This window comes from Streptomyces sp. NPDC030820 (assembly GCF_055572075.1).
Genome location: NZ_JBVIEB010000005.1, coordinates 511,787 through 536,704 on the forward strand (window position 1 = coordinate 511,787; position 24,918 = coordinate 536,704).

General features: G+C 72.4%; 18 protein-coding genes. 10 read left to right on the plus strand and 8 right to left on the minus strand.

Going from position 1 to position 24,918, the window contains the following annotated elements; translation table 11 throughout:
- Nucleotides 1-96: 96 nt before the first annotated feature.
- From ACZ418_RS17365 to ACZ418_RS17380, 4 genes are all read right to left on the minus strand, one after another.
- A complete protein-coding gene (locus ACZ418_RS17365) occupies nucleotides 97-579 on the minus strand; it encodes a poly-gamma-glutamate biosynthesis protein PgsC/CapC (RefSeq protein ID WP_468363139.1) in 483 nt (160 codons plus the stop codon).
- Nucleotides 576-1,820, minus strand: coding sequence for a poly-gamma-glutamate synthase PgsB (pgsB, locus tag ACZ418_RS17370; RefSeq protein ID WP_468363141.1), 1,245 nt, complete (start codon nucleotides 1,818-1,820; stop codon nucleotides 576-578). Before pgsB ends, ACZ418_RS17365 begins: the two co-directional genes overlap by 4 nt.
- Nucleotides 1,821-1,861: 41 nt before the next feature.
- A complete protein-coding gene (locus ACZ418_RS17375) occupies nucleotides 1,862-3,790 on the minus strand; it encodes a HAMP domain-containing protein (RefSeq protein WP_468363143.1) in 1,929 nt (642 codons plus the stop codon).
- A gap of 476 nt (nucleotides 3,791-4,266) precedes the next feature.
- Nucleotides 4,267-5,001 carry a sulfite exporter TauE/SafE family protein gene (locus ACZ418_RS17380; RefSeq protein ID WP_468363145.1) on the minus strand — a complete coding sequence of 245 codons (735 nt, stop codon included), beginning with the start codon at nucleotides 4,999-5,001 and terminating at the stop codon, nucleotides 4,267-4,269.
- 190 nt (nucleotides 5,002-5,191) lie between these two features.
- On the opposite strand from ACZ418_RS17380, the gene ACZ418_RS17385 reads away from it, so the two are divergent.
- The 4 genes from ACZ418_RS17385 (at nucleotide 5,192) to ACZ418_RS17400 (ending at nucleotide 9,829) form a co-directional block, all read left to right on the plus strand.
- Nucleotides 5,192-6,463: an aspartate kinase gene (locus ACZ418_RS17385; RefSeq protein WP_468363147.1), complete on the plus strand. Its 1,272-nt coding sequence runs from the start codon at nucleotides 5,192-5,194 to the stop codon at nucleotides 6,461-6,463.
- A 31-nt stretch (nucleotides 6,464-6,494) separates the two neighbouring features.
- Nucleotides 6,495-7,553 carry an aspartate-semialdehyde dehydrogenase gene (locus tag ACZ418_RS17390; RefSeq protein WP_468363149.1) on the plus strand — a complete coding sequence of 353 codons (1,059 nt, stop codon included), beginning with the start codon at nucleotides 6,495-6,497 and terminating at the stop codon, nucleotides 7,551-7,553.
- 315 nt (nucleotides 7,554-7,868) lie between these two features.
- Entirely contained in the window at nucleotides 7,869-8,552 is a 684-nt protein-coding gene (locus ACZ418_RS17395) for a SigE family RNA polymerase sigma factor (protein ID WP_468363151.1), read from the plus strand.
- Between the two features lie 128 nt (nucleotides 8,553-8,680).
- Nucleotides 8,681-9,829: a hypothetical protein gene (locus tag ACZ418_RS17400; RefSeq protein ID WP_468363153.1), complete on the plus strand. Its 1,149-nt coding sequence runs from the start codon at nucleotides 8,681-8,683 to the stop codon at nucleotides 9,827-9,829.
- Between the two features lie 18 nt (nucleotides 9,830-9,847).
- Here the strand turns inward: ACZ418_RS17400 and ACZ418_RS17405 are convergent, their stop codons facing one another.
- The gene (locus ACZ418_RS17405) at nucleotides 9,848-10,636 is read right to left on the minus strand and encodes an SURF1 family protein (RefSeq protein WP_468363155.1); all 789 of its coding nucleotides are present in this window, start codon (nucleotides 10,634-10,636) and stop codon (nucleotides 9,848-9,850) included.
- A gap of 207 nt (nucleotides 10,637-10,843) precedes the next feature.
- Between ACZ418_RS17405 and ACZ418_RS17410 the strand changes: the two genes are divergently transcribed.
- On the plus strand, nucleotides 10,844-12,658 hold the full coding sequence (locus ACZ418_RS17410; protein ID WP_468363157.1) for a S9 family peptidase: 1,815 nt from the start codon (nucleotides 10,844-10,846) through the stop codon (nucleotides 12,656-12,658).
- A gap of 6 nt (nucleotides 12,659-12,664) precedes the next feature.
- Here the strand turns inward: ACZ418_RS17410 and ACZ418_RS17415 are convergent, their stop codons facing one another.
- The gene (locus ACZ418_RS17415; protein WP_468363159.1) at nucleotides 12,665-14,518 is read right to left on the minus strand and encodes an NAD-binding protein; all 1,854 of its coding nucleotides are present in this window, start codon (nucleotides 14,516-14,518) and stop codon (nucleotides 12,665-12,667) included.
- Nucleotides 14,519-14,680: 162 nt separating this feature from the next.
- On the opposite strand from ACZ418_RS17415, the gene ACZ418_RS17420 reads away from it, so the two are divergent.
- The 3 genes from ACZ418_RS17420 to ACZ418_RS17430 all read left to right on the plus strand — a co-directional run bounded on the left by ACZ418_RS17420 (nucleotide 14,681) and on the right by ACZ418_RS17430 (nucleotide 17,720).
- Nucleotides 14,681-15,700: a permease gene (locus ACZ418_RS17420; protein ID WP_468363161.1), complete on the plus strand. Its 1,020-nt coding sequence runs from the start codon at nucleotides 14,681-14,683 to the stop codon at nucleotides 15,698-15,700.
- Complete coding sequence (locus ACZ418_RS17425; protein WP_468363163.1) at nucleotides 15,697-16,419, plus strand: TIGR03943 family putative permease subunit; 723 nt, start codon at nucleotides 15,697-15,699, stop codon at nucleotides 16,417-16,419. Before ACZ418_RS17420 ends, ACZ418_RS17425 begins: the two co-directional genes overlap by 4 nt.
- 86 nt (nucleotides 16,420-16,505) lie before the next feature.
- Nucleotides 16,506-17,720 (plus strand): PH domain-containing protein, encoded by a 1,215-nt coding sequence (locus ACZ418_RS17430; RefSeq protein WP_468363165.1) that lies wholly within the window; start codon nucleotides 16,506-16,508, stop codon nucleotides 17,718-17,720.
- 21 nt (nucleotides 17,721-17,741) lie between these two features.
- Here the strand turns inward: ACZ418_RS17430 and ACZ418_RS17435 are convergent, their stop codons facing one another.
- Nucleotides 17,742-19,796 (minus strand): NAD(+) synthase, encoded by a 2,055-nt coding sequence (locus ACZ418_RS17435; protein ID WP_468363224.1) that lies wholly within the window; start codon nucleotides 19,794-19,796, stop codon nucleotides 17,742-17,744.
- Nucleotides 19,797-19,955: 159 nt separating this feature from the next.
- On the opposite strand from ACZ418_RS17435, the gene ACZ418_RS17440 reads away from it, so the two are divergent.
- Complete coding sequence (locus tag ACZ418_RS17440) at nucleotides 19,956-20,927, plus strand: ATP-binding cassette domain-containing protein (RefSeq protein WP_468363167.1); 972 nt, start codon at nucleotides 19,956-19,958, stop codon at nucleotides 20,925-20,927.
- Nucleotides 20,924-21,718 carry an ABC transporter permease gene (locus ACZ418_RS17445; RefSeq protein WP_468363169.1) on the plus strand — a complete coding sequence of 265 codons (795 nt, stop codon included), beginning with the start codon at nucleotides 20,924-20,926 and terminating at the stop codon, nucleotides 21,716-21,718. The genes ACZ418_RS17440 and ACZ418_RS17445 overlap by 4 nt, the downstream gene beginning before the upstream one ends.
- Nucleotides 21,719-21,752: 34 nt before the next feature.
- Here the strand turns inward: ACZ418_RS17445 and ACZ418_RS17450 are convergent, their stop codons facing one another.
- Complete coding sequence (locus tag ACZ418_RS17450; protein WP_468363171.1) at nucleotides 21,753-24,905, minus strand: ATP-binding protein; 3,153 nt, start codon at nucleotides 24,903-24,905, stop codon at nucleotides 21,753-21,755.
- Between the last annotated feature and the right edge of the window lie 13 nt (nucleotides 24,906-24,918).

Below are 24,918 nucleotides of genomic sequence, written 5' to 3' on the forward strand. Positions count from 1 at the left end.
CTTTCGTCTGGGGACAGCAGGCGCTTCGAACACCGAATCGAACGCCGGATCGGATACCGGGCCACGTGCCGGTGACGTGGCGGGCGGCATACCGGCTTACAGGCCGGGCAGTGCGCCCAGCAGGACGCCCGTGGCGAGGACGACGTACGCGCCGAGGGTGACCGTGGACGTGGCCACGAGGGTGGCGCGGGGCGGCTGGCGGACCAGCTGGTAGGCGACGAGGCCCGGCACGATGTAGCCGAGGGTCTGGTGACCGAAGAGGTACGGGAACTTGTGCTGGAGGAGCAGGAAACACGTCGCCTGGATCAGCACCCCGCACAGCACCACCGCCGCGAACAGCCGCTTGCCGTAGAGGATCACGACGCTCTGCATCAGACGCGTGCAGCCGTACGTCAGGACGGTCACCCCGATCACCATGAGGAACAGCTGCCAGTTCCCGACGAGGATCAGCGCGAGCCAGCCGGGGGTGATCATGCCCCCGGGGGAGAGGTTGGTGGTGAGGTAGCAGATCAGGGAGAAGAGGAGCCCGAGCGTGATACCGATCGCGGCCATGTCCGGGGTGAGGTGGACGGGGGTCACTGGTCGTTGTCTCCGGTCTGAGCGGGAAAGCGGGACGTCCCGGGGGCGGCCGACTCGGTGTCGGCGGAGGGGAGTTGGGCGAAACGTTCCAGCAGTAGCTCGCCCTGGCCGTGGATGTTGCCGATGGCGACGAGGGACGCGTCGCCGTCCAGGGCGGCGAGCAGGTCGGCGGTGAGGCTGTCGGGGTCGCGGTCGTCGCCGCCGAGGTCGACGATCCGTCCGCCCCAGCCGCCGGGGATGCCCTCTCGGGCGCTCTTGGTGGGATGGCCGATCAGGAAGACCGTGTCGGGGGCCAGCTCGGGGATGATCTGGCCCATCTGGCCGTTGCGTTCGACGCGGTCGGGACGGCAGTTGATGACCACGTGCAGGGGGCGGTGGATCGCCCCGAGGTCGAGGAGCTGGTTGACGTTCATCAGCGTCGACTCGGGGTCGTTGGCCGCGAACACGTTGGCGAAGGCGAGCGTGCTGCCCTGGGGCGTGCGGTACTTCTCGACGGAGAGGACACCGGGGTCCGGCGGGGCGTCGTACATGCCCTTCAGGGCCGTCTCGCGGTCCACGCCGAGGAGTTCGGCGACGGCGAGGGCGATGGCCACGTTCTCCTTGAACGTGAACCAGCTGAAGCCGCGCAGCTCCTCGTCGGTGACCGTCTCCGGGTCGGCGTAGATCAGCTTGCAGTTACGGGCGTCCGCCTCCTCCTGGAGGATGGGGAAGCGGTCCTTCTCGGCGGTGACGCAGATGCCGTCCTCGGGCATCGAGCGGCACAGCGAGCGGGCCACGTCGTCCAGGGTGGGGCCCATCTCGGCGAGGTGGTCCTCGCGCACGTTGCACAGCACGCCGATGGTGGAGCGGATCAGCTTGGACTGATTGACCTCCTGCAGGGCCGGCATGACGGCCATGCACTCGATGACCAGCGCGTCCGGCTTGTACGCGGCGGCGCGCCGCACGATGCCGATCTGCTCGACCACGTTGGCGATGCCGAACTTGCGGTAGACCGGTTCCTCGGTGGCGTCAGGGTGGATGAACCGGGCCGCGGTGCCGGTGGTCTTGGCGACGGTGGTGAGGCCGCCGCCGCGCAGGGCGCCCGCGCACAGCCGGGTGATGGAGGACTTGCCGCGGATGCCGTTGACCAGCACCCGCTGGGGTATCGCGGAGAGGTTGTCGTAGTGCCTGCGCTGTTCGACCATGCCGGCGATCAGGAGGCCCAGGGAGCTGATGAGAAGGACGCTGTAGAGGAAGAGCATGACCTTGCTTCTCGGGGCGGGCTCTTGAGGGGAGCGGCGGCTCAGGTGCTCTGGGGCTGGGGCTGGGGCCGCCGCTCGGTGGCGGGGGCGTGGTCGCGCCGCCGGCGTCCCGCCGCGACCAGCTGCTGCCGGACGAGTTCGAGGCTGCGGGCCACGGAGCCCACCTCGTCGTGGTGGACGGGGTAGATCACCCTGGTCCGGTCGCCCGAGGCGAGTGCCGCCGCCGAGCGGTCGAGGGCGCGCAGCGGACGCAGGACGGCCAGTTCCAGCCAGCCCAGACAGAGCAGCATCGCCGTGAAGGCGAGCAGCCCGGCCAGCCCGGCGTGCCGCTCCGTCTCGTACGCGGCGAGGCGCGTCCAGGACAGCGGCTTGTGGGTGACGACCCGCCAGTGCAGGCGCGCGACGGCCGGTGTCCCGCTCACGTCGGCGTCGGCGGCGAGGGTGGTGCGGCCATGGCCCGGCGGTGTGCTGAAGGCGATGAAGCCCCCGTTGGCAGCGATGATCCTGCCCCGCGCGTCGACCAGCCACGACCGGCCGAGGCCGGGGCGGTTCAGGACGCCGTTGAAGGCGTCCGGCCGCAGTTCGGCGAAGAGCTTGCGCCTGCCGTCGCCCACGGGCACCACGGCCGCCGAGACCGGCGTCGTGCCGGAGGTGTTGAGCTGGAGCACGGCGGGTGCACCCGGCTTCACGGACCTGGCGGCGGCGGCCCGGTCGATGCCGTACGGGGCCTCGCCGGAACGTGCGACGACGTGGCCGCCCGCATCCACGAGGTAGAGGGAGCGCCAGGCTCCGTGTCGGAGCAGCTGCTCGTGGAGTACGGCGGAGATGCCGCCGCCGCTGTCGTCGGCGAGCTGGGCGATCGCGGAGAGGTCGGCGACGTTCTCGTCGAGGGTGCGCCGGACGCGGTCGGCGGCGGCCTGGGCGCGGTGCCGCTGGTCCTGCGCGGCCTGCGCCGGCGCCTGCGGCCCGTCGGCGAGGCTGAGCAGGGGCAGCGCCACGGCCCAGGCCGTGACGAGGGCGGCGCAGCACAGGACGACGATGCGCAGACCGGCGCGGCGGGACGGCGCGGGGGCCGGGCCGGAGGCATCGCTCTCCCCGGAGAGCTGGCGGCGTAGCGACTCCAGCGACCGTCCGATCCGTGCGGCTTCCCCCCACCCGCGCACCGACACCGGACGCTTGACGTCCCCGCCTGCGAGGCGGCGTGCTTCCTGGTGCAGCCGGAGCAGCGGGCGCTGCACATGACGGACCAGCAGCCAGGTGACGAGGAGGCCTGTCGCGAGCAGCACGCCCGCTGCCACGGGGCCGATGAGGCTGTTGCCGTGCGCAGCGGTCCCGGCCGGTACCGGAACCGCCGTGGCCACGGAGAGCCCGAGCCCGCGGACGCGGTCGCCGTCGGGCACGGCCGCGCGTCCGATGACGAGATAGCCCCGGCCCGCGCGGCGCAGGTCGACCTTTCCGTCCTCGACTGCCGTACGCAGGGCGGTGTTGGTGACGTTCTTGCCGGCGGCGGCGATGATGTGGCCGCTGCTGTCGGTGACGAAGGTGGAGCGGGTGTCCTGCTCGCTCGGCAGGCGCAGTGTCGCGGACGAGACGACCAGCCGGCTTTTGCCCGCGGCCTCGTCGAGAGAGGCGAAGGACAGCAACCGGGGAGCGCCGGAACGCCCGGCGACGAGCCGGGGCCGCAGTCCACCGCTGTCACGGTCGGCCGCGGTGAGTCCGTCGAGCGGCACGGCCTCTCCGCGCGCGGCGAGCAGCCGGCCCGAGCCGGTGTCCACGACGGCGAGCCCCCGCCACTTGGAGTAGACGTTCGTAAGGGACGTCAGGATCGCGTCAGGGCTTTTCCGGCTGCCACCGCCGAGCAGCCCGACGGCATCGTGCAGATCCTGTGCGCTCTGTTCCAGAGACGCTCCCAGAGAAAGCGCGGAATCGGTCGCGATATCCCTCTGGGACTCGGAGACGGCGCGGGACACGTCATGGTCTTGAGAATTCCCGACAGTAAATATGGTCAGGGCGCAAACGGCCGCCAAGAGGCTCGGTAACAGGGCTATGGGTGGGCGGACACCACCGAGCAGCGGCATGTCCGCGCGCCGGCGTCGCACCTTGCAGGGGTGAGGGGCATGCTTCTCTGCCTGCATGAGAACACTCCTGAACAGTCAGAACGCAGCTTGCATGGAGATGCCGGCGGTGTCCGCGACCGCCCCGGGGGCGACGTTCGCAACCACAGCTGCAGGCGACCTCCAAGACGGGGGAAGTCACGGACGGGTTCATCGACAACCGCAAATTTCCCGTCAGTTGAGCCTGTGATGGGTGCCACATGATGTGACCGCAACCCGTGTCGGCGCCGCTCTCTCATACAGAGGTGAACCGCGAATTCACGAACGAGCCCCCAGCCCGATTCCCGACGCGGCGAAAGGCCGTCAGCAGGCGGAGTTGGCCGTGTGAACGGTCAGCCGAGCACGGACCGGCACACCCCCCACAGCCCCTTCGTCATCGCCGTCGCGCCCCCCGCCAGGGCCAGCAGCAGGACCAGGTGCCGGGCCCGGTGCTCGGGGATGCGGCCGGCGATGGCGCAGCCGACCAGCGCGCCGGTCGTCATCGCGGCGCAGACGGCCGCCCACTGCACGCCGGTCAGGCGAGGGGTGCCGTTCGCGGCGATGGAGAAGGCGTTGACGGCTACGCCGTAGAACTGGGCGTTGGGGAGGAACTCCCGTACCGTCCAGCCCGCGTTGAGGGCGTACAGGGACACCGGTGGGCCGCCCACGCCCGCCGCCGCGTTCATGAAGCCGCCCAGCGCGCCGGCAGTCACCGCTCCCTTGCCGCCGCGCAGGGCCGGGACCCGGGCGCCGCGCATCACCAGCAGGACGGCCGCCGTCACCAGCGCGCCCATCACCAACAGCAGGACGGGGCATGGGAGTCGGCGGGTCAGCCAGGCGCCCGCCGGGACCGTGCAGGCGGCCGCCAGGCAGAGGGGGACCATCGCCGCCGGGCGTACCCGGCGCCAGCCGCCCGCCAGGCCCACGACGCTGATGGCTCCGGCGGCGCAGTTGGCCAGCACCACCCCGTCGGCGGGGCCGAGCAGCAGTACCAGGGCGGGTACGGCGACCAGGGCGAAGCCCATCCCGGTCAGCCACTGCACGCACCCGCCGAGCAGGACGGTCGCCGCGAGCAGGATCTCCGTCATGCCGCACCCCCGTAGTGGTTGAAACTTAACAGTCCTCCTCTGTGACCCGGGGCACTTTTCGCGTGCGACGCCGAACGCTGGGCAGGTTCCGGAACCGAGCAGCCGATGTCTCACCATGCGGGAGCACGGTGGTGGAATTCGGGCGCTCGTTAGACTGAGCCGACACAAACGAACCGAGCGAGGAGCGCACGTGGGCCTTGTCGTGCAGAAGTACGGAGGCTCCTCCGTAGCCGATGCCGAGGGCATCAAGCGCGTCGCCAAGCGGATCGTGGAAGCGAAGAAGAACGGCAACCAGGTTGTCGTCGTCGTTTCCGCGATGGGCGACACGACGGACGAGCTGATCGATCTCGCCGAGCAGGTTTCTCCGATGCCTGCCGGGCGTGAATTCGACATGCTGCTGACCGCCGGAGAGCGGATCTCCATGGCCCTGCTGGCGATGGCGATCAAAAACCTGGGTCACGAGGCCCAGTCCTTCACCGGCAGCCAGGCAGGCGTCATCACCGACTCGGTCCACAACAAAGCCCGGATCATCGACGTCACCCCGGGCCGGATCCGGGAGTCGCTCGACAAGGGCAACATCGCCATCGTCGCCGGTTTCCAGGGCGTCAGCGCCGACAAGAAGGACATCACCACGCTGGGTCGCGGTGGGTCCGACACCACGGCCGTGGCGCTCGCCGCCGCGCTCGACGCCGAGGTCTGCGAGATCTACACCGACGTCGACGGCGTGTTCACCGCCGACCCGCGCGTGGTGAAGAAGGCGAAGAAGATCGACTGGATCTCCTTCGAGGACATGCTGGAGCTCGCGGCCTCCGGCTCCAAGGTGCTGCTCCACCGCTGTGTGGAGTACGCCCGCCGCTACAACATCCCGATCCATGTCCGGTCCAGCTTCAGCGGGCTGCAGGGCACCTGGGTCAGCAGTGAGCCGATTGGGGACAAGAAGGTGGAGCAGGCCATCATCTCCGGTGTCGCGCACGACACCTCCGAGGCCAAGATCACGGTCGTCGGCGTGCCGGACAAGCCGGGTGAGGCGGCCGCGATCTTCCGGGCCATCGCCGATGCCGAGATCAACATCGACATGGTCGTGCAGAACGTGTCCGCCGCCGCCACGGGCCTGACCGACATCTCCTTCACGCTGCCGAAGACCGAGGGCCGCAAGGCCATCGACGCGCTGGAGAAGAGCCGCTCCGGCATCGGCTTCGACTCGCTGCGCTACGACGACCAGATCGGGAAGATCTCGCTGGTCGGCGCGGGTATGAAGACCAACCCGGGCGTCACCGCCTCCTTCTTCGAGGCGCTGAGCGACGCGGGTGTGAACATCGAGCTGATCTCGACCTCCGAGATCCGCATCTCGGTCGTCACCCGCCAGGACGACGTGCCGGAGGCCGTGCGCGCCGTGCACACCGCCTTCGGGCTCGACTCCGACACCGACGAGGCCGTCGTCTACGGCGGCACCGGCCGATGACCGTCTCCACGACGTACGGAGGCGTACGACGATGACCGGCAAGCCGACGCTCGCGGTCGTGGGAGCGACCGGGGCCGTCGGCGCGGTCATGCTCCAGATCCTGTCCCAGCGCGCGGACGTCTGGGGCGAGATCCGTCTGATCGCCTCCCCGCGCTCGGCCGGCCGCAAGCTGGCCGTGCGCGGGGAGGAGGTCGAGGTGGTGGCCCTGAGCGAGGAGGCCTTCGACGGGGTCGACATCGCCATGTTCGACGTCCCGGACGAGGTCGCCGCGCACTGGGCGCCGATCGCCGCCGCGCGCGGTGCGGTGGTCGTCGACAACTCCGCCGCCTTCCGGCTGGACCCCGACGTGCCGCTGGTGGTGCCCGAGGTCAACCCGCACGCCGTACGCACCCGGCCGCGCGGGATCGTCGCCAACCCCAACTGCACGACCCTGACGATGATCGTCGCCCTGGGCGCGCTGCACGCCGAGTTCGGGCTGCGCGAGCTGGTGGTGTCGTCGTACCAGGCGGTGAGCGGGGCCGGGCGGGCCGGGGTGGAGACGCTGCGGGCCCAGCTGTCCCTGGTGGCCGGCACCGAGCTGGGCACCAAGCCGGGTGACGTGCGGCGGGCCGTCGGGGAGGACACCGGGCCGTTCCCGGAGCCGGTCGCGCTGAACGTCGTGCCGTGGGCCGGGTCGCTGCGGGAGGACGGCTGGTCCTCGGAGGAGATGAAGGTCCGCGACGAGTCCCGCAAGATCCTCGGGCTGCCGCGGCTGCCGGTCGCCGTGACCTGCGTCCGCGTCCCGGTGATCACCACCCACTCCCTGACCGTGCACGCCCGCTTCCAGGGCGAGGTCACGGTCGACCGCGCCCGGGAGATCCTGGCGACCGCGCCCGGCGTGGTGCTGTGCGACGATCCGGCCGCCGGCGAGTACCCCACCCCCGCGGACGTCGTGGGCACCGACCCGACCTGGGTGGGCCGGCTGCGGCGGGCCCTGGACGACCCGACCGCGCTCGAACTCTTCGTCTGCGGTGACAACCTCCGCAAGGGTGCCGCGCTGAACACCGCGCAGATCGCGGAGCTGGTCGCGGCGGAGTGGGCCGACCGGTGACCCGGTCCGACGAGAGGTTTGTAGGATCTGGGTAAGAGATGTGGCCGGGAGCATGGTCCAAACCACTTGAACCATTGCTCAAGGCAACAGAGGATTTCTCTCCCCGTCCCCGCAACCGTGCGGAGGGCGGGGAGCGTCTTTGCGGTCACTCTTCGGGTGTGGGGACGCCGTGATCGGGCCGGGTGTGGGGATACCCGCCCATATCGAACATAGGGGAAGAGCGGGGCACATGACGGCACTTGAGGCATGGCCGGTTGTCGCACATGTGACGCCCGGCACGTACAACCCTGACGGGGTCGGACGTGTCCAACTGGCGTGGCAGAGGTACTCGAACTCAGCGCGGCCCGCGGCTCGGCGGCCCTCCGGCCGCCCCGTGCGGCGCTCCGGCCCCGCACGCCCGGCGGCATGCCGGTGATCGCGCCCATGCCCGCAGCGCGGCCCGCCCGCATACCCAGTCAGCGTGACGGCTCCGACGAGACCGCGGCGACCACGGCGACCGCGGCCGCCGGTACGACCGTCGACCACCTCACCGAGACCTACCGGGCGCACTACCGCTCGCTGCTCGGCCTCGCCGCGCTGCTCCTGGACGACACCGCCTCCTGCGAGGACGTGGTCCAGGAGGCCTTCATCCGCGTGCACTCGGCCCGAAAACGGGTCCGCGACCCCGAGAAGACCCTCGCCTACCTCAGGCAGACGGTCGTCAACCTCTCCCGCTCGGCCCTGCGCCGCCGCATCCTCGGCCTGAAGCTGCTCTCCAAGCCGATGCCGGACATGGCGAGTGCGGAGGAGGGCGCCTACGACCAGCTGGAGCGCCGCGACCTCATCAAGGCGATGAAGGGCCTGCAGCGCCGCCAGCGCGAGGTGCTGGTCCTGCGCTACTTCGCGGACATGACCGAGGTCCAGGTCGCCGAGACCCTCGGGATCTCCCTGGGCTCGGTGAAGGCGTACGGCTCGCGGGGCATGGCCGCGCTGCGGGTGGCCATGGGGGCATCGGCATGAGTGAGCGCGCCCAAGGGGGCGATTCCGATGAACGCCTTTCCCACGAACGTCACGAGCCCTTCGCCTGGCACGAGCCGACGGGGCGGGACGAGCAAGAGCACACGCAATCGCACGCTGGGAACGAAACTGTGAACCACGGCCCCGACGAGAAGGGCCCCGAGGGCCTCGACCAGGGTCCCGAGGGCCTCAAGCAGGGTTCCCGCACCGATGCGGGCGGCCTCGACCTCGACGGCCTCGGCACGGACCTCGACGGCCTCGGTGCCGACGAGCTGGCCCTGCGCCGCATGCTGCACTCCGCCGTCGACGGCATCGAGCCGCGCACCGGCACGCTGGAGCATCTGCGCCGGGCCGTGCCCGCGCGGCGGGCCCGCAAGCGGCAGGCCGTCGTCGGCATGGCCGCCGCGGCCCTGTTCATCGGCACCGCGATCCCCGCCCTCGTCCACGTCTCCGAGTCCGGCGGCACCGACCCCAACACCGCCATGGCCGGCCAGTCCTCCCAGGCCCAGGGCGGCACCGGGCAGGGCAAGGACAAGGGCGGCGACAAGGGCGGCAGCAAGGACACCGGCAGTACGAGCGTCAAGCCCGGCAAGGAGCCGGACAGGCCCGGGGAGAAGGGCAGGGGCGGCGGCAGCGGCGGCGGCTCCACCGGGGGCGCCAACCCGTCCTCCACCGTCTCCGCCGGCGGCGTCCCGCTGTGTACGACGGCCCAGCTGGGCTCGGCCACCGGCACCGCCGGCGCCCCCGACTCCGCGGGCGTGGTCTACGGCACCTTCCGCGTCGTCAACGTCTCCTCCACCGCCTGCACCGTCGCCGGCGCGGGCACCATCACCCCGACCGCGGTGGGCGCGGCCGACCCGACCAAGATCGGCACCGCGCGGCATGTGGCCGGGGACGCGGCGACCGATCTGCCCGACCCCTCGCTGGAGGTCTCCGGGCTGGTCCTGCAGCCGGGCGGGGCCTACGAGGAGAAGTTCGCCTTCGTACCCTCCGAGACCTGCCCCACCACCGGCGGCGGCACCAGCACCACCGGCGGCTCGAACACCGGTGGCGCCACAACGGGCCCGACGCCGTCCCAGGACGCGAGTGCCACCGGCGGTTCGGCCGACAGCGGGGGCTCGGCGGGCACGACGACCCAGCTGATGACCGAGGACGGCACGGCCGACGGCAGCGTGCAGATCACCCACACGGCACAGGGGGGCTCCCCTGCGGCCACGGCGACGGTGACGGGGGAGTGCGCGGGGACGGTCATTTACACCGGGGTGCTGGCGGGGGCCTAGCAGCCGGGGTGCCGGTGGTCAGCCACTGGTCACCGGCTCCGGTGTCTCCTCCGGCACCAGGCCCAGCGCAGCGTCCCGCACGGCCTCGGCCTCTCGGCGTACCAGCCGGAACCACATGAACACCACAAAACCGGCGAAGACGAACCACTCCCCGGTGTAGCCGAGGTTCTGGAACGCCTTCAGGTCCAGCCCGGTGCCGTCCGGTGCCGTCGCGGGCACGGCCCTCATCCCGGCGTCGGCCTTGTCGAGGGTCACCCAGGCGTCGTACAGCTTGTACGGCACCAGGTTCACCAGTGATGCCGAGCTGATCGCCGCCGTCTGCCCGGTCGGCAGTCCGCCGGTCGCGCTGACCCCGTTGTCCCCGGGCGTCTCGGACGCCTGGAGCGCGCCGGTGACGGTGATCTCACCGCTCGGCGGCGCGGGCGCCTTCGCCGGGTCCGCTTTGCCCGGCAGCCAGCCTCGTACGACCGGCAGTGCCTTGCCGGAGTCGGTGCGCAGCAGGGTGAGGACGTAGAAGCCGTTCCTGCCGTCCAACTGGCGGCCGGGCACCAGCAGCTGGGTGCCGTAGTGCCCGCTCGCGGTGACCCGGCGGCCGGAGGTGGCCTTGTCGACGGGCAGCATCGACTCCAGCGGGCGCGCGGTCTCCTGCTTGTCCGACGCGGCCTGCTCGGTGGCGCTGCGATGCTCCTGCACCCGCCCCTCGAACCGGCTCAGCTGCCAGGACCCCATGAAGATGCAGAACGGGATGGCGAGCAGCACGAAGACGTTGATGCCCCACCAGCGGGGAGTCAGCAGAAACCGGTACACGCCTTCCACGGTACGGCGCCGCCGCCGGGCGCCGGCCCGCGGGTCAGCTCTTGCTCGCCTTGAGGGAGGAGATCGGGAAGAGCGAGACGTGGTGCTCGGAGTGATGGTCGATCTGGGTGCTCATGATCGGGAAGTTATCCACAGGCTGCGCACACCCGTCACCCAATTGTCGGCGCGGCCAGGCAGTATGGGCGCATGACTGGGGCGATGAGTGAGAGCAACGGGCCGGGCGCGGACGCGGCCGGCATGCCGGACTGGGAGAAGCGCTTCCGGGCGCCGCGGGTGTCCCTGCCCGACTGGGCGGAGGACGCGCCGGACCGCTCCCTGTTCGTGTCGAACGCGACGGGCACGTACGAGCTGTACGCGTGGGACCGCGCGACGGGCGGGCAGCGGCAGGCGACGCACCGGCCGAACGGCACGACGGACGGCGCGCTCTCCCCGGACGGCGCCTGGATCTGGTGGTTCGACGACAAGGACGGCGACGAGTTCGGCATCTGGCGCCGCCAGCCCTTCGGGGGAGGCGAGGACGAGCCGGCCGTCCCGGGCCTCGATCCGTCCTATCCGGCCGGGCTCGCCCTGTCCCGGGACGGGCGTACGGCGGTCGTCGGCCGCTCCACGGACGACGAGGGCACGACGATCCACCTCGCGCGCGAGGGCGAGGACCCGGTCGAGATCTACCGGCACCGCGAGTCGGCGGGCGTCGGCGACCTCTCGCACGACGGCTCCCTGATCGCCGTCGAGCACACCGAGCACGGCGACGCCATGCACGCCGCGCTGCGCGTGCTCCGCCCGGACGGCACGCCGGTCGCCGAGCTGGACGACACCAAGGGCGGCACCGAGGAGCTGGGCCTGGAGGTGCTGGGCTTCGCGCCGGTCGACGGCGACACCCGGCTGCTCATCGGCCATCAGCGGCGGGGCCGCTGGGAGCCGCTGGTGTGGGACGTGGCGACGGGCGAGGAGACCGACCTCGCCCTGGACCTGCCGGGCGACGTGAGCGCGGAGTGGTACCCGGACGGCTCGGCCCTGCTCATCGCCCACGGCTTCGAGGCCCGCAGCGAGCTGTTCCGGTACGACCTGGCGAGCCGCGAGCTGACCCGCATCCCCACCCCGCCCGGCACGGTCTCCGGCGCCACCGCCCGCCCGGACGGGAATGTCGAGTACCTGTGGTCGTCGGCCGCCGAGCCGCCCGCGGTGCGGTCCACCTCCGGCGGCGTGGTCCTGGACCCGCCCGGCATGGCCTGCCCGCCGTCGGTGCCTGTGGAGGACGTGTGGGTGGAGGGCCCCGGCGGCCGTATCCACGCCCTGATCCAGAAGCCGGCGGGCGCCACCGGCCCGCTCCCCACGGTCTTCGACCTGCACGGCGGCCCGACCTGGCACGACAGCGACTCCTTCGCCGCGGGCCCGGCCGCCTGGGTCGACCAGGGCTATGCGGTGATCCGCATCAACTACCGCGGCTCCACCGGCTACGGCCGCGCCTGGACCGACGCCCTGAAGCACCGGGTCGGTCTGATCGAGCTGGAGGACGTGGCCGCGGTCCGCGACTGGGCGGTGTCCTCGGGCCTCGCCGACCCCGCCCGGCTGATCCTCACCGGTGCCTCCTGGGGCGGCTATCTCACCCTGCTCGGCCTCGGCACCCAACCCGAGGCATGGACGGTGGGCATCGCGGTCGTGCCCGTCGCGGACTACGTCACCGCGTACCACGACGAGATGGAGGCCCTGAAGGCCATGGACCGCACCCTGTTGGGCGGCACCCCCGAGGAGGTCCCCGAGCGCTTCGAGGCCTCGTCCCCGCTCACGTACGTCGACGCGGTCAAGGCCCCGGTCTACATCTCGGCGGGCGTCAACGACCCCCGCTGCCCGATCCGTCAGATCGACAACTACGTCAAGCGCCTGGAGGCGAGAGGCGCGACCCACGAGGTGTACCGCTACGACGCCGGTCACGGCTCCCTGGTGGTGGACGAGCGGATCAAGCAGGTGAGACTGGAGATGGACTTCGCGGCCCGGCACCTGGGCGCTTGCTGAGCGAGGTCAGCGCAGTTCCGCGAGGCCCCGGCGGGTGGCGGCGACCACGACCCGGTCCCCCTTGACCAGCACATGGTCCGGTGCCGTGTCCGCCCGCCCCTCCAGTGCCAGCACCCTCCAGGACCCGGCCCGGAAAGCGTCCCGTACGGTCCGCCCCTCCAGCTGGGGATGCCCGGCGACGTCCACCGCGGCGAACAGCAGTACCCGCCGCTCCACCGCGATGGCGCCCAGCACCTGCCGCCCCAGCATCGCCCCGGCGAACGCGGGCGCGGCCAGATGCGTGACGCTTCGGCTCCGGGTGAGGGCGTGCGGGTAGGCGGCCCGCAGGGTGCGGTACACCGCGGTGGCGAAGTCGTCGTCGTACAGCCGCAGCACCACCCGCAGATCGGGCCGTACGCTCCGCGCGTACAGCACGGCCTCCAGGTTCGTGGTGTCCGCGCTGGTCACCGCGAGCAGCGCGTACGCCCGGTGGATCTTCGCGGACTCCAGCACCCCTTCCTGGGTGACGTCCCCGAGCACCACGGGCACCCGCAGCCGCCGGGCAGTCGCCAGGCCCCGCGCCTCCGGGTCGGACTCGACGCACACCACGGGGATGTTCAGCTCGCGCAGCCGGGTCAGCACCCGGGTGCCGATCTTCCCGAGCCCGAGCAGCACCACATGCCCGCCGAGCCCGCGTGGCGGTTTGCGCAGGGCGGAGGCGGTGCGGAAGGTGCCCAGCGCCTCCAGCACGGCCGCCAGCAGCACCGGAAGCAGCAGCAGACCGACCAGTCCGGAGAGCAGTTGGAGGATCTGCCGGCCCATGGGCGCGCCGATGGCCGGGTTGTCGATCGCGAAGAGGTCCAGCAGGGTCAGATAGAAGGCGCTGAGGGGATGCATCCCGGTGACCACCCACAGCGCGACGGCGAGCGCGACCACGCAGGCCACCATGCCCGCCAGCGACCAGCGCAGCCGCCGGGAGAACAGCGAGGCGAGCGGCGGCACCCCGCCGCGGCCGGGCGCGGTCGGCTCCCCGCCGCCCGCCGAGGACACCTGCTCCAGCACCACGGCCGCCCGCCCCGCGGCCTGCCGTACCTCGTCGTCGTCCGGCAGCAGCCGGGGCTCTTGGTCCCCGCCGGCCTCGGGATCCGCGCCCGGCGGGGAGAGCAGGGCGAGCGTGCACAGCCCGGTGCCGGCCGACGGCCGTTCGACGGCCCGCAGCAGCAGCCCCTCGGTCTGCACGACCTTGCTGGTGCCGGCGACGGCGGTGGCGGCCAGTGCGGGCGCGGCGGTGTCGGCGTCGGACAGCACGGTGGTGGACGCGTCCGAGCCGCCCTCACCGTCGCCGGCGGCCAACGCGGCGGCTTGGTCGAGGAGTTCCTCGATGTGCTGGCCCAACCGCCGGTTGTAGAGGCGGAGGACGAGCCGCAGTCGGGGGTTGAGCCGGCGGGCGGTCAGCGCGGCCCGGATGTTGGTCTCGTCGTCGTCGAAGACGAGGGCGAGCGCGGCGGCCCGTTCCACTCCGGCCTGGGCGAGCACGGACTCGGTGATCTCGGCGGCCTCCAGCACCCGTGCGGTCTCACCGGCGTTGCCGCCACCTGTGGTTCCGCTCGTGCTGCCGCCCGTGCTGCCGGTGCTGGTGGCTGCCGCGGTCGATCCGGATCCGGAGCCGGATCCCGAGCCGGGTCCGTTGCCGCCGCGGCCGACCGCGGCGTTCACCATGCGGTCGAACAGCGTGGCCGAAGCGGACCGGGCCCGTCCGACCACCGGGGGCCTGGCGGTGCGCTCGTTCGGCGGTACCACGAGGGTGACCTGCTCGCCGTAGACTCCGCGCAGCTCGGCGGCCAGCCGGTGCGCGAGCCCGTCGTCACCGCACACCACCATGTGCGGGGCCCTCGGCCCACCTTGATACGGAACGCTCCCCACGAGGGAAAAGACTGTCCCAAGGAGAGGAGTGGTTCCAGCAACGGTGTGAACACCCGGGGGAGGACTCACGTACCGAAGGGGAGGGAGCGAACCAGGACAGCCAGCCGGAGGTAACCGCACGTGGCCATCACGGAAGACGCCCCGCCCGGCGCTGAGGCCGGCCCCGGCGACGCGCCGGGCGGCCAGGAGAGCCGCCGGCTCAGCTCCTCCCTCGTACTGACGCTGACTCTGCTCCTCGCGGTGCTCGCCCAGTCCCCGATCCGCGGGCTGCTCGGCACCCCGCTGATGCAGAGCTGGATGACGGTGTTCGTCGCGGTGACGGTCCAGGCGCTGCCCTTCCTCGTCCTCGGCGTGCTGCTGTCGGCGGCGATCGCGGTGTTCGTGCCGCCGTCCTTCTTCGCGCGCGCCCTCCCGCGCCGCCCCGCTCTGGCCGTCCCGGTCGCAGGGATCGCCGGCGCGGTGCTGCCGGGCTGCGAGTGTGCCTCGGTGCCGGTGGCGGGCGCCCTCGTCCGCAGGGGAGTCACCCCGGCCGCCGCGCTCGCCTTCCTCCTCTCCGCCCCCGCGATCAACCCGATCGTGCTCACCGCCACCGCCGTCGCCTTCCCGCGCGACCCGGAGATGGTGCTGGCCCGGTTCCTGGCGAGCCTGCTGGTGGCGTGCGCGATGGGCTGGCTGTGGCAGCGGCTGGGCCGCACCGACTGGCTGCGCCCGCCGGCCCACGGGGCGCACGAGGGCGCGACCAAGGGGGAGGCGTTCTGGAACTCCGTACGGCACGACACCACGCACGCGGGCGGCTTCCTGGTGCTCGGGGCGATGGCCGCGGCCACGCTGAAGGCGGCGACCCCGGCGGACTGGCTGCGCACGGCGGCCGGAAACCCGGTCTTCTCCGTGCTCGCCCTGGCCGTCCTGGCCGTACTCCTCTCCATCTGCTCGGAGGCGGACGCGTTCGTCGCGGCCTCCCTCACCCAGTTCTCGCTGACGGCCAAGCTGGTGTTCCTGGTGGTGGGCCCGATGATCGACCTCAAGCTGTTCGCGATGCAGGCCGGCACCTTCGGCCGTACCTTCGCCCTCCGCTTCGCGCCCGCCACCTTCGCGCTGGCGATCGCGGGCGCGCTCGTGACCGGGACGGTGCTGCTGTGAACCGCCAGTCCCAGGCCGCCGTCATGTTCCTGCTCGGCGCCGCCCTCCTCCACGCGGGCAGCACCGACCTCTACCTCCGGTACGTCAAGGGGGGCCTGCGCCCGCTGCTGCTGGCCTCGGGCGCGGTACTGATCGCGGCGGCGCTGGCGACGGTCTGGTACGAACGCCGGCGTGCCAGGGCCGCCGCCACCGAAACACACGACCACCACCACCCCGAACCCCGCATCTCCTGGCTCCTGTTGCTCCCCCTCCTCGCCCTCATCCTCATCGCCCCGCCCGCCCTCGGCTCCTACAGCGCCCTGCGCTCCGGTACGGCCCTGCAGAAGCCGTTCACCTACGACAGGCTGCCCGCCGCCGACCCGGCCCCGCTGTCCGTGATCGACTACGCCTCCCGTGCGGCCTACGGCCACGGCCGTTCCCTGCACGGCCGTACGGTCCGCGTCACCGGGTTCCTCGCCCTGGACCACTCGGGCGCGCCGTACCTGGTCCGCATGGCCCTCAACTGCTGCGCCGCGGACGCCCAGCCGATCAAGATCGCCCTCACCGGCAACCTGCCCCCGGTCCTGCGCCCGGACGCCTGGCTGGAGGTGACCGGCACGTACACGCCCACGCTCACGCGGGACCCCGTCAACAACGGCCCCATCCCCTATCTGAAGGTCACCTCGGCGAAGCCGGTCCCGGTGCCGCACGATCCGTACGACGAGACCTGGAACAAGTGACGTCGTGGTCCGGGCAGTCCCGGGCCGTTCTTCGTTGCCGGAACCGGCACAAGAACAGCGGGCTGACCGGCGGCACAATCGCGGGCGTGAACAGCTCTGACATCGTCTGCCGGTCCCCCTGGGAGCACAGCGCGCGGTGGCTCGTTCCCCTGGGGGCGGGCGGGGGACTGCTGGCCGCAGTGGGGCTGGCGTGCGCGGACGGGATTTCGGACAAGCTGCCGGTCGTGCTGGCGACCCTCGGGCTGACGCTAGTGGCGGCCGTCGTGTGGTCGCTGTACGTGGCGACGGGGTGGGCGCGCGCGGACGCGTACGGGCTGCACTCCTGGACGCTGCTGCGCCGCCGCAGCGTGCCGTGGCGGGAGATCGCCGATCTGCGGGTCCGGGTGCAGACCCTGCCCCGGGGCGGGGAGAACGAGCGGGTCATGGTGGTGCTGCGCGACGGGCGCAGGATGCTGCTGCCCCAGCCGTCCGGCGCCGCGTACGGCAAGCCGGAGTTCACCGAACGACTGACCGCGCTGCGGCGGCTGCACGGTCTGTACGGCACTCCCGAGTCGAGCAGGATCCGCTATGTCCGGAGCAACAGCGTGGGCAGCGGCTGGGCGGGCCGTCTGTGTGCCTGTCTGCTGCTGCTCATGGCGGCGGGCACGGCCGGATGGTTCGTGCCGGCCGCCACGGCGTACCAGCGGGGCTGGGAGAAGGCCGTCCCCTGCCCCGCCGGGGCGTCCGCCGCCCAGTCGTACGACTGCCTGTCGACCCTTCCGGCGACGATCTCCCGGACCGAGGCGCGCGGGCCGAAGCAGACCAACCGGCTGTACTTCTCGGGCGGCAGGCCGACCGAACGGCTGGAGGTCTCTTTCGAGGCCGCCGGGGCGTTCCAGGCCGGCGACCGGGTCGAACTGACCGTCTGGCACGGCCAGGTGATGAAGGTCGCCGGGAAGCGGTACGTCTGGCACGACCACGTGATCACCGGCGGCAGCGTGGCCGTCACGACGGCCGTGCTCGGCCTCGCCGCGGGGTATCCGGCGGCGCAGGTACTGCTGCGGTTGCGCGGGCGCCGACGGCCCGACGACGAGGTGCTGCCGTCGGCCCTGCCGTTCGCGGGCGCGCTCGCCGGTACGGCCGCCTGGCTGCTGCCGCTGTGCTACCTCCACCCCACGAGCGTGGCCGGCTCTCCGGGGCAGATCACCTGGCTGGCCCTGGGTTCACTGGCCTCGGCCGCCCTGTTCGTCCTTGCCTGGCGGGCCACCCGTTTCCCGACGCCGCAAGACCCGGGAGCGCCGGGAGCGCCGGGACCCGCCTAGGACCGCGGGGCCGGGGGACGCTTACCGTCCGGCGTCCTCCCCGAGGAGGCCGAAGCGCTCCAGGTCCCGCAGCCAGGCCTGGGCGTTGCCGTCGGAGGGGGCCCGCCAGTCGCCGCGCGGGGAGAGGGAGCCGCCCGCCGAGACCTTCGGGCCGTTCGGCATGGCTGAGCGTTTGAACTGGGAGAAGGCGAAGAAGCGGCGGATGAAGACCTCCAGCCAGTGGCGGATGGCGGCGAGGTCGTATGTGCCGCGCTCGTCCTCCGGGAAGCCGGGCGGCCAGGCGCCGTTCTCGCGGTCGTGCCAGGCGTGCCAGGCGAGGAAGGCGATCTTGGAGGGGCGGAAGCCGTAGCGCAGCACGTGGAAGAGGGTGAAGTCGTGCAGCGCGTACGGGCCGATCTTGGACTCGGTGGACTGCATCTCCTCGCCGGGGACGAGTTCGGGGCTGATCTCCGTGTCGAGGATCGCGGTGAGGATCTTGCCGGTCTCCTCGTCGAACTGCTCGCTGCTGACGACCCAGCGGATGAGGTGCTGGATCAGCGTCTTCGGGACGCCGGAGTTGACGTTGTAGTGGCTCATCTGGTCGCCGACGCCGTACGTCGACCAGCCGAGCGCCAGTTCGGAGAGGTCGCCGGTGCCGAGCACGATGCCGCCGCGCTGGTTGGCGAGGCGGAACAGGTAGTCGGTGCGCAAGCCCGCCTGGACGTTCTCGAAGGTGACGTCGTACACCGGCTCGCCGGCGGCGAAGGGGTGGCCGATCTCCTTCAGCATCAGCCGTGCGGTCGGCGTGATGTCCAGCTCGGCCGCGGTGACGCCGAGGGCGCGCATCAGCCGGTGGGCGTTGTCCTTGGTGTGGTCGCTGGTGGCGAAGCCGGGCAGGGTGAAGGCCAGGATGTCGCTGCGCGGGCGGCCGGCGCGGTCCATCGCCCGGGCGGCGACGATCAGCGCGTGCGTGGAGTCCAGGCCGCCGGAGACGCCGATGACGACCTTGGGGCCGCCGATCGACGCGAGGCGCTGCTGCAACCCCGCGACCTGGATGTTGTAGGCCTCGTAGCAGTCCAGGGCGAGGCGCTCGGCGTCGGCGGGGACGAAGGGGAAGCGTTCCACGCGGCGGCGCAGGCCGAGGTCGGTGGTGGCCGGCGGGGCGAGCTCGAAGGAGACGGTTCTGAAGTCGGCGGTGCGCGCGGCGTGGGTGCGGCGGTTGTCGCCGAAGGTGCCCATCCGCTGCCGTTCCTGCCGCAGCAGGTCGAGGTCGACGTCGGCCACCGCGTACTGCTCGCCCAGCGGGAAGCGCTCGGTCTCGGCCAGCAGTTCCCCGTTCTCGTAGATCAGGGTCTGGCCGTCCCAGGACAGGTCGGTGGTCGACTCGCCGAGGCCGGCCGCCGCGTAGACGTACGCGGCGAGGCAGCGCGAGGACGCGGAGCGGCACAGCAGCTTGCGGTCCTCGGCCCGGCCGACCGTGATCGGGCTGCCCGAGAGGTTGAGCAGGACGGTCGCCCCGGCGAGCGCCGCCTCCGCGCTCGGCGGCACCGGCACCCACATGTCCTCGCAGACCTCGGCGTGCAGCACGAGACCGGGCACGTCCGCCGCCGCGAAGAGCAGGTCCACGCCGAACGGCACGTCCGCGCCGCCGAGCCGGATCGTGCCGCCGCGCTCGTCGTCGCCGCCCGCGATCTGCCGGCGCTCGTAGAACTCGCGGTAGTTCGGCGGGTACGACTTCGGTACGACGCCCAGGATCCGGCCGCGGTGCACGAGCACCGCGCAGTTGAAGATCCTGTCGCGGTGGCGCAGCGGGGCGCCGACGACGAGCACCGGCAGCAGGTCCGCCGACTCGGCGACGATCGTGGCGAGGGCCGTCTCGACGTCGTCGAGCAGCGCGTCCTGCAGCAGCAGATCGTCGATCGCGTACCCGGACAGGCACAGCTCCGGGAACACCGAGACGGCGACACCCTCCTCGGCGCACCGACGCGCATGACGCAGGACCGCCTCGGCGTTGGCGGGCGGGTCGGCGATGACGGTGTGGCCCGTGCACGCGGCGACGCGCGCGAAGCCGTGCTGGTAGATCGACCAGAAGCTCAACGGGACCTCTTTCCGAAGCGACTTTCCCACAAGAGGAAGCCTAAAGGGCGGGCCGCTGCCCACCGCTCACCTGCGGGTTTCAGCGTTCCGCAGCCCTTCCCGCCCGGCTGAAACCCCGTTGAAGCCGCTCTGAACCGCGTCGGCCGCACGCTCTGGGGCATGACGACGACCGGACAAGAACTCGCGATCGCGGCCACCGGGCTGCGCAAGGCCTACGGGGACAAGGCAGTCCTCGACGGCATCGACATCCAGGTGCCCGCCGGCACGATCTTCTCCCTGCTCGGGCCGAACGGCGCGGGCAAGACCACGGTGGTCAGCATCCTGTCCACGCTGATCTCCGCCGACGGCGGCCAGGCCCGGATCGCCGGGCACGACCTCACCGCCCAGGCCCAGGCGGTCCGGGCGGCCATCGGGGTCACCGGGCAGTTCTCCGCCGTGGACGGGCTGATCACCGGCGAGGAGAACATGCTGCTCATGGCCGACCTGCAGCACCTCTCCCGCCGGGAGGGACGGCAGGTCGTCACCGAGCTGCTGGAGCGCTTCGACCTGGTCGAGGCCGCGAAGAAGCCCGCCTCCACCTACTCCGGCGGCATGAAGCGCCGCCTCGACATCGCCATGACCCTGGTCGGCAACCCGCGGATCATCTTCCTCGACGAGCCGACCACCGGCCTCGACCCGCGCTCCCGCCACACCATGTGGCAGATCATCCGCGAGCTGGTCTCCGGCGGTACGACCGTCTTCCTCACCACCCAGTACCTGGACGAGGCCGACCAGCTCGCCGACCGCATCGCGGTGCTCAACGGCGGCCGGATCGTCGCCGAGGGCAGCGCCGCCGAGCTCAAGCGGCTCGTGCCCGGCGGCCATGTACGGCTGCGGTTCTCCGACCCGGTGACGTACGAGCGGGCGGCGACCGCACTGCGCGAGACCACCCGCGACGACGAGGCGCTCACCCTTCAGATCCCCAGCGACGGAAGCCAGCGCGAGCTGCGTGCCGTCCTCGACTGGCTGGACGCCGCTGGCATCGAGGCCGACGAGCTGTCCGTGCACACCCCGGACCTGGACGACGTGTTCTTCGCCCTGACCGGCAGTTCCGTACCTGCTCAGACCACCGACAAGGAGACCGTCCGATGAGCACCGCCGGCCACGCCTTCCGCGACAACATGACGATGCTGCGGCGCAACCTCCTGCACGCGCGCCGCTATCCGTCCCTCACCCTGAACCTCCTGCTCACCCCGGTCATCCTGCTGCTGCTCTTCGTCTACGTCTTCGGCGACGTGATGAGCGCCGGCATCAACGGCGGCCACGCCGACCGGGCCGACTACGTCGCCTACCTCGTCCCCGGCATCCTCTTCCTGACCGTGGCCATGACCTCGCTCGGCACCGCGGTGTCCGTGTGCACCGACATGACCGAGGGCATCATGGCCCGGTTCCGCACCATGGCGATCTCCCGGGCCTCCGTGCTGATCGGCCATGTGATCGGCAGCGTGATCAAGACGCTGATGGCTCTCGTGCTCGTCCTGGGCATCGGACTGGCCATCGGCTTCCGGCCGAACGCGACGCCGGTGGAGTGGCTCGCGGCGGCCGGACTGATGGCGCTGGTCAGCCTCGCGCTGACCTGGATCGCGGTCGGCATGGGCCTGGTGAGCCCCAACCCCGAGGGCGCCAGCAACATCGGGACCCCGCTGGTCATGCTGCCGTTCCTGTCCAGCGCGTTCGTACCCGTGGACGCCATGCCGGGCTGGTTCCGCTGGTTCGCCGAGTACCAGCCGTTCTCGCCCTTCATCGAGACGCTGCGGGGCTTGCTGCTGGGCAGCGGGATCGGCACGAAGAACGCTGCGCTGGCCCTGGCGTGGTGCGTGGCGCTGACGGTGCTGGGCTATCTGTGGTCCAAGGCGCAGTTCAATCGCGAGCCGAAGCGGTGACCTTGGTGGTTCGGCGGGTGCGGGTGAGCCCCCGTCAGTCCACCGTCAGCTCCCGCAGTGCCTCCGCCCGCAGTTCGTCCCGCCCCAGGGCGGCGTACCTCGACCTTGCGTCGGTGTACGCCGCCCTGTCGGCGTTCTCGGCCGCTTCCCGGGAGCGGGCCAGGGACAGGCTGGGGAACTCCCGTACCACCGGCATCCGTTCGGCCAGTGCCATCAGCCGTACGGCGGCCGGGTCGCCCTGGGCCAGCCGGGCGTGTCCGAGCGCCAGCAGCAGCGTGCCGTACACCGGCAGTTCCACCGGGGCCCCGTCGGCCGGCGAGCCGTCGGCCAGGGCACTGGACAGCAGCCCGAGCAGCCGTGCCCGCAACTCCTCGGTGAGTCCGGCGACCGGGTCCGGCCGGCCGAGCTGCGCGTGCGCGGCCACGGCGGCCGACTGCAGCTGCAGCGCCCACGGGTCCACGAAGGGATCGTCGGCGGCGTACAAGGCGCTGACCTGCCGCATCTGCTCCGCCGCCCGGCGCCACAGCCCGAGCCCGAGTTCGGTCAGTCCGCGGGCCAGCGCGATCTCCGCCCTGGCCGGCAGCTCGGGGCTGAACGTCCCGTCCGACTCCGGCGGCTGGTCCAGGGCGGCGCGGTCCAGCCAGTACTCGGCCTCCTCGACCTCGCCCTTGTGCAGACAGGCCAGCACCAGCCCCCAGCGGACGCCGAGCGAGTCCGACCAGTCGCCGAACGCGTCCAGCGCACTCAGTGCGGCGCGCAGATGGTCGTACGCCTCCGCGCCCCGCTCGGTCTGCAGGCACAGCTCGCTGACCCGGCCGTGGCTGAGCAGGTGCATGGCCGGGTTGTTCAGCGGGGCGAGCGCGTCGACCATCCGGCGGGCGCTCTCCAGCGCCCGCTCCGCGTCGTGGCCCGCCTCCCAGACGTAGCTGGCGACGCTCGCGGCGAGGCCCGCCAGCAGCGGCTCGTCGGCCTCGCACAGCTGCTGGAGCCGGGCGAACTCCGGCGGCCGCATCTCCGGTACGGCGCACAGCACGACGGACAGGGCCCGCAGCACGGTGTCCGGCGGGGCGGGCGGCAGCCGGCGCAGGGTCACCAACTGGCGTACGGCGTGCGGGCCGTGGCCCATGAAGAGGCTCGCCGCGCACACCGCCGCCGCGCTGCGGGCCGGTTCCACGTCCTCGGGGTTCTCGGGCCGGAAGTGGGACAGGGGGCCCGCGGTGTCGGCGGCCAGCGAGGCCAGCCGGGCATAGCTGGAGCCGGTGGACCACAGGGAGGACAGTACGGCGGTGACGGCCGCGGTGGTGGGTCCGTCGGCGCGGGCCAGCGCGTGCCGCAGGGCGAGGACGAGGTTGTCCTGCTCGGCGCGGATGCGGGACCAGGCGGGCGCCGGATCGTCGCTGAACAGCAGGTCGTGGTGGGCGCGGCCGAAGTCCCGCGCCCAGCAGAGGAACCGGCCGGTCACCGCCTCCTCCTCGCCGGCCTCGGCGAGCTTGGCGGAGCCGAACTCCCGCAGTGTCTCCAGCATGCGGAAGCGCACGCCGGAGGGGCTGTCGTCGACCTTGATCAGTGACTGGCCCGCCAGTTGCTCCAGCAGCTCCAGCGCGTCCCCGGTGTCCCCGAGGACGCACTCCGCCGCGTCCTCGGTGAAGCCACCGGGGAACACGGACAGCGCGCGCAGGGCCGCCTGGCCGTCGGGTTCCAGGAGGTTCCAGCTCCAGTCGACCACGGCCCGCAGGGTGCGATGCCGCTCGGGCGCGTCGCGGGCGCCGCCGCGCAGCAGTGCGAACCGGTCCCTGAGGCGGCTGGAGATGTCGGCCACGGAGAGCACCCGTACCCGGGCCGCGGCCAGCTCCACGGCGAGCGGCAGCCCGTCCAGGTGCCGGCAGATCTCGGCGACCGGGCCCGGGGGCAGTTCCACGCCGGGCCGGGCGGCGCGGGCCCGCTGGGTGAAGAGTTCCACCGAGGTCGCCTGGGACAGCTCCGGCAGGGCGTACACGGACTCCGAGCTGAGCCCCAGCGGGGCCCGGCTGGTGGCCAGGACCCGCAGCTTGCCCGTCCGCGACACCAGCGCCTGGACGAGGGCGGCCGCACCGGCGATGACCTGCTCGCAGTTGTCCAGCACCAGCAGCACCGGTCCGGCACCCAGCGCGGCGACGATGCCGCTCACCAGGTCCGTGCCGCCGGTGAACTGCCGGCCCTCCCCGGCGCCGACCGCCGAGGCCACCTCACCGGGCACGTCGTCGTCGGCGATGACACCGGCCAGCGGCACGAAGTGCACCACGGGCTGTTCGGCCGCCCGGCTCACCGCGTGGGAGAGCCGGGTCTTGCCCAGTCCGCCGGGGCCGACGACGGTGACCACCCGCGCCTCGCGCAGCAGCCCGGTCACGGCGGCGAGGTCGGCGTCCCGGCCCAGCAGCGGGTTGGGGTCGTGCGGAACGCCGTGGCGCACCGGAGCCGCGTCCGTGCGCAGCAGCTCCTGGTACACGCCCTTGAGGCCGGTGCCGGGATCGGTTCCCAGGTCGTCCCGCAGCCTGCGGCGATAGGCGTCGTAGCGGGTCAGCGCGGCGGCCCGGCCGGCGGTGGCGGCCTCGCAGCGCAGCAGTTCCGCCAGCACCTCCTCGTCCTGCGGCAACTCCTTCGCCAGCTCGGCCAGTTGGGCCGCGGCCTCCTCCCGCCGGCCCAGCCGGGCGAGCGCGAGCGCCCGGGAGCGGACCAGCGCGCGGTGCGTCCGGACCCGCCCGGCGCGCAATGCCACCACCGGGTCGTGCAGGTCCTCTCCGGCGCCGGCGCCCACGTTCCCGTCCCACAGGGCCAGCCCGGCCCCGGCCTCGGCCAGCGCGCCCTCCTGGTCCCCGGACCGGGCGCGCTCGGCGGCCGCCGACTCGTGCAGCAGCAGCGCGGAGCTGTCGACCTGCGTCTCGTCCAGCGCCAGCCGATAGCCCGTCGGCGTGCTCACGATCAGCTCGGCACCCAGCTGCGCCCGCAGCCGTGACACGAGGATCTGCACCGCCTTGCCGGGCCGCTCGGGCAGCTCCTCCTCCGCCCACAGCCCCTCCACGAGCCGGCCCGTGCTGCAGCCGGTGCGCAGATCCTCCGCGAGCAGGGCGAGCAGCCCGCGCAGCCGGGGTGCGGTGATCTCCCGTCCACGGCAGGCGACGCGGGACAGCAGTGTCAACTCGGTGGTCACCCGTGCAGGTTAG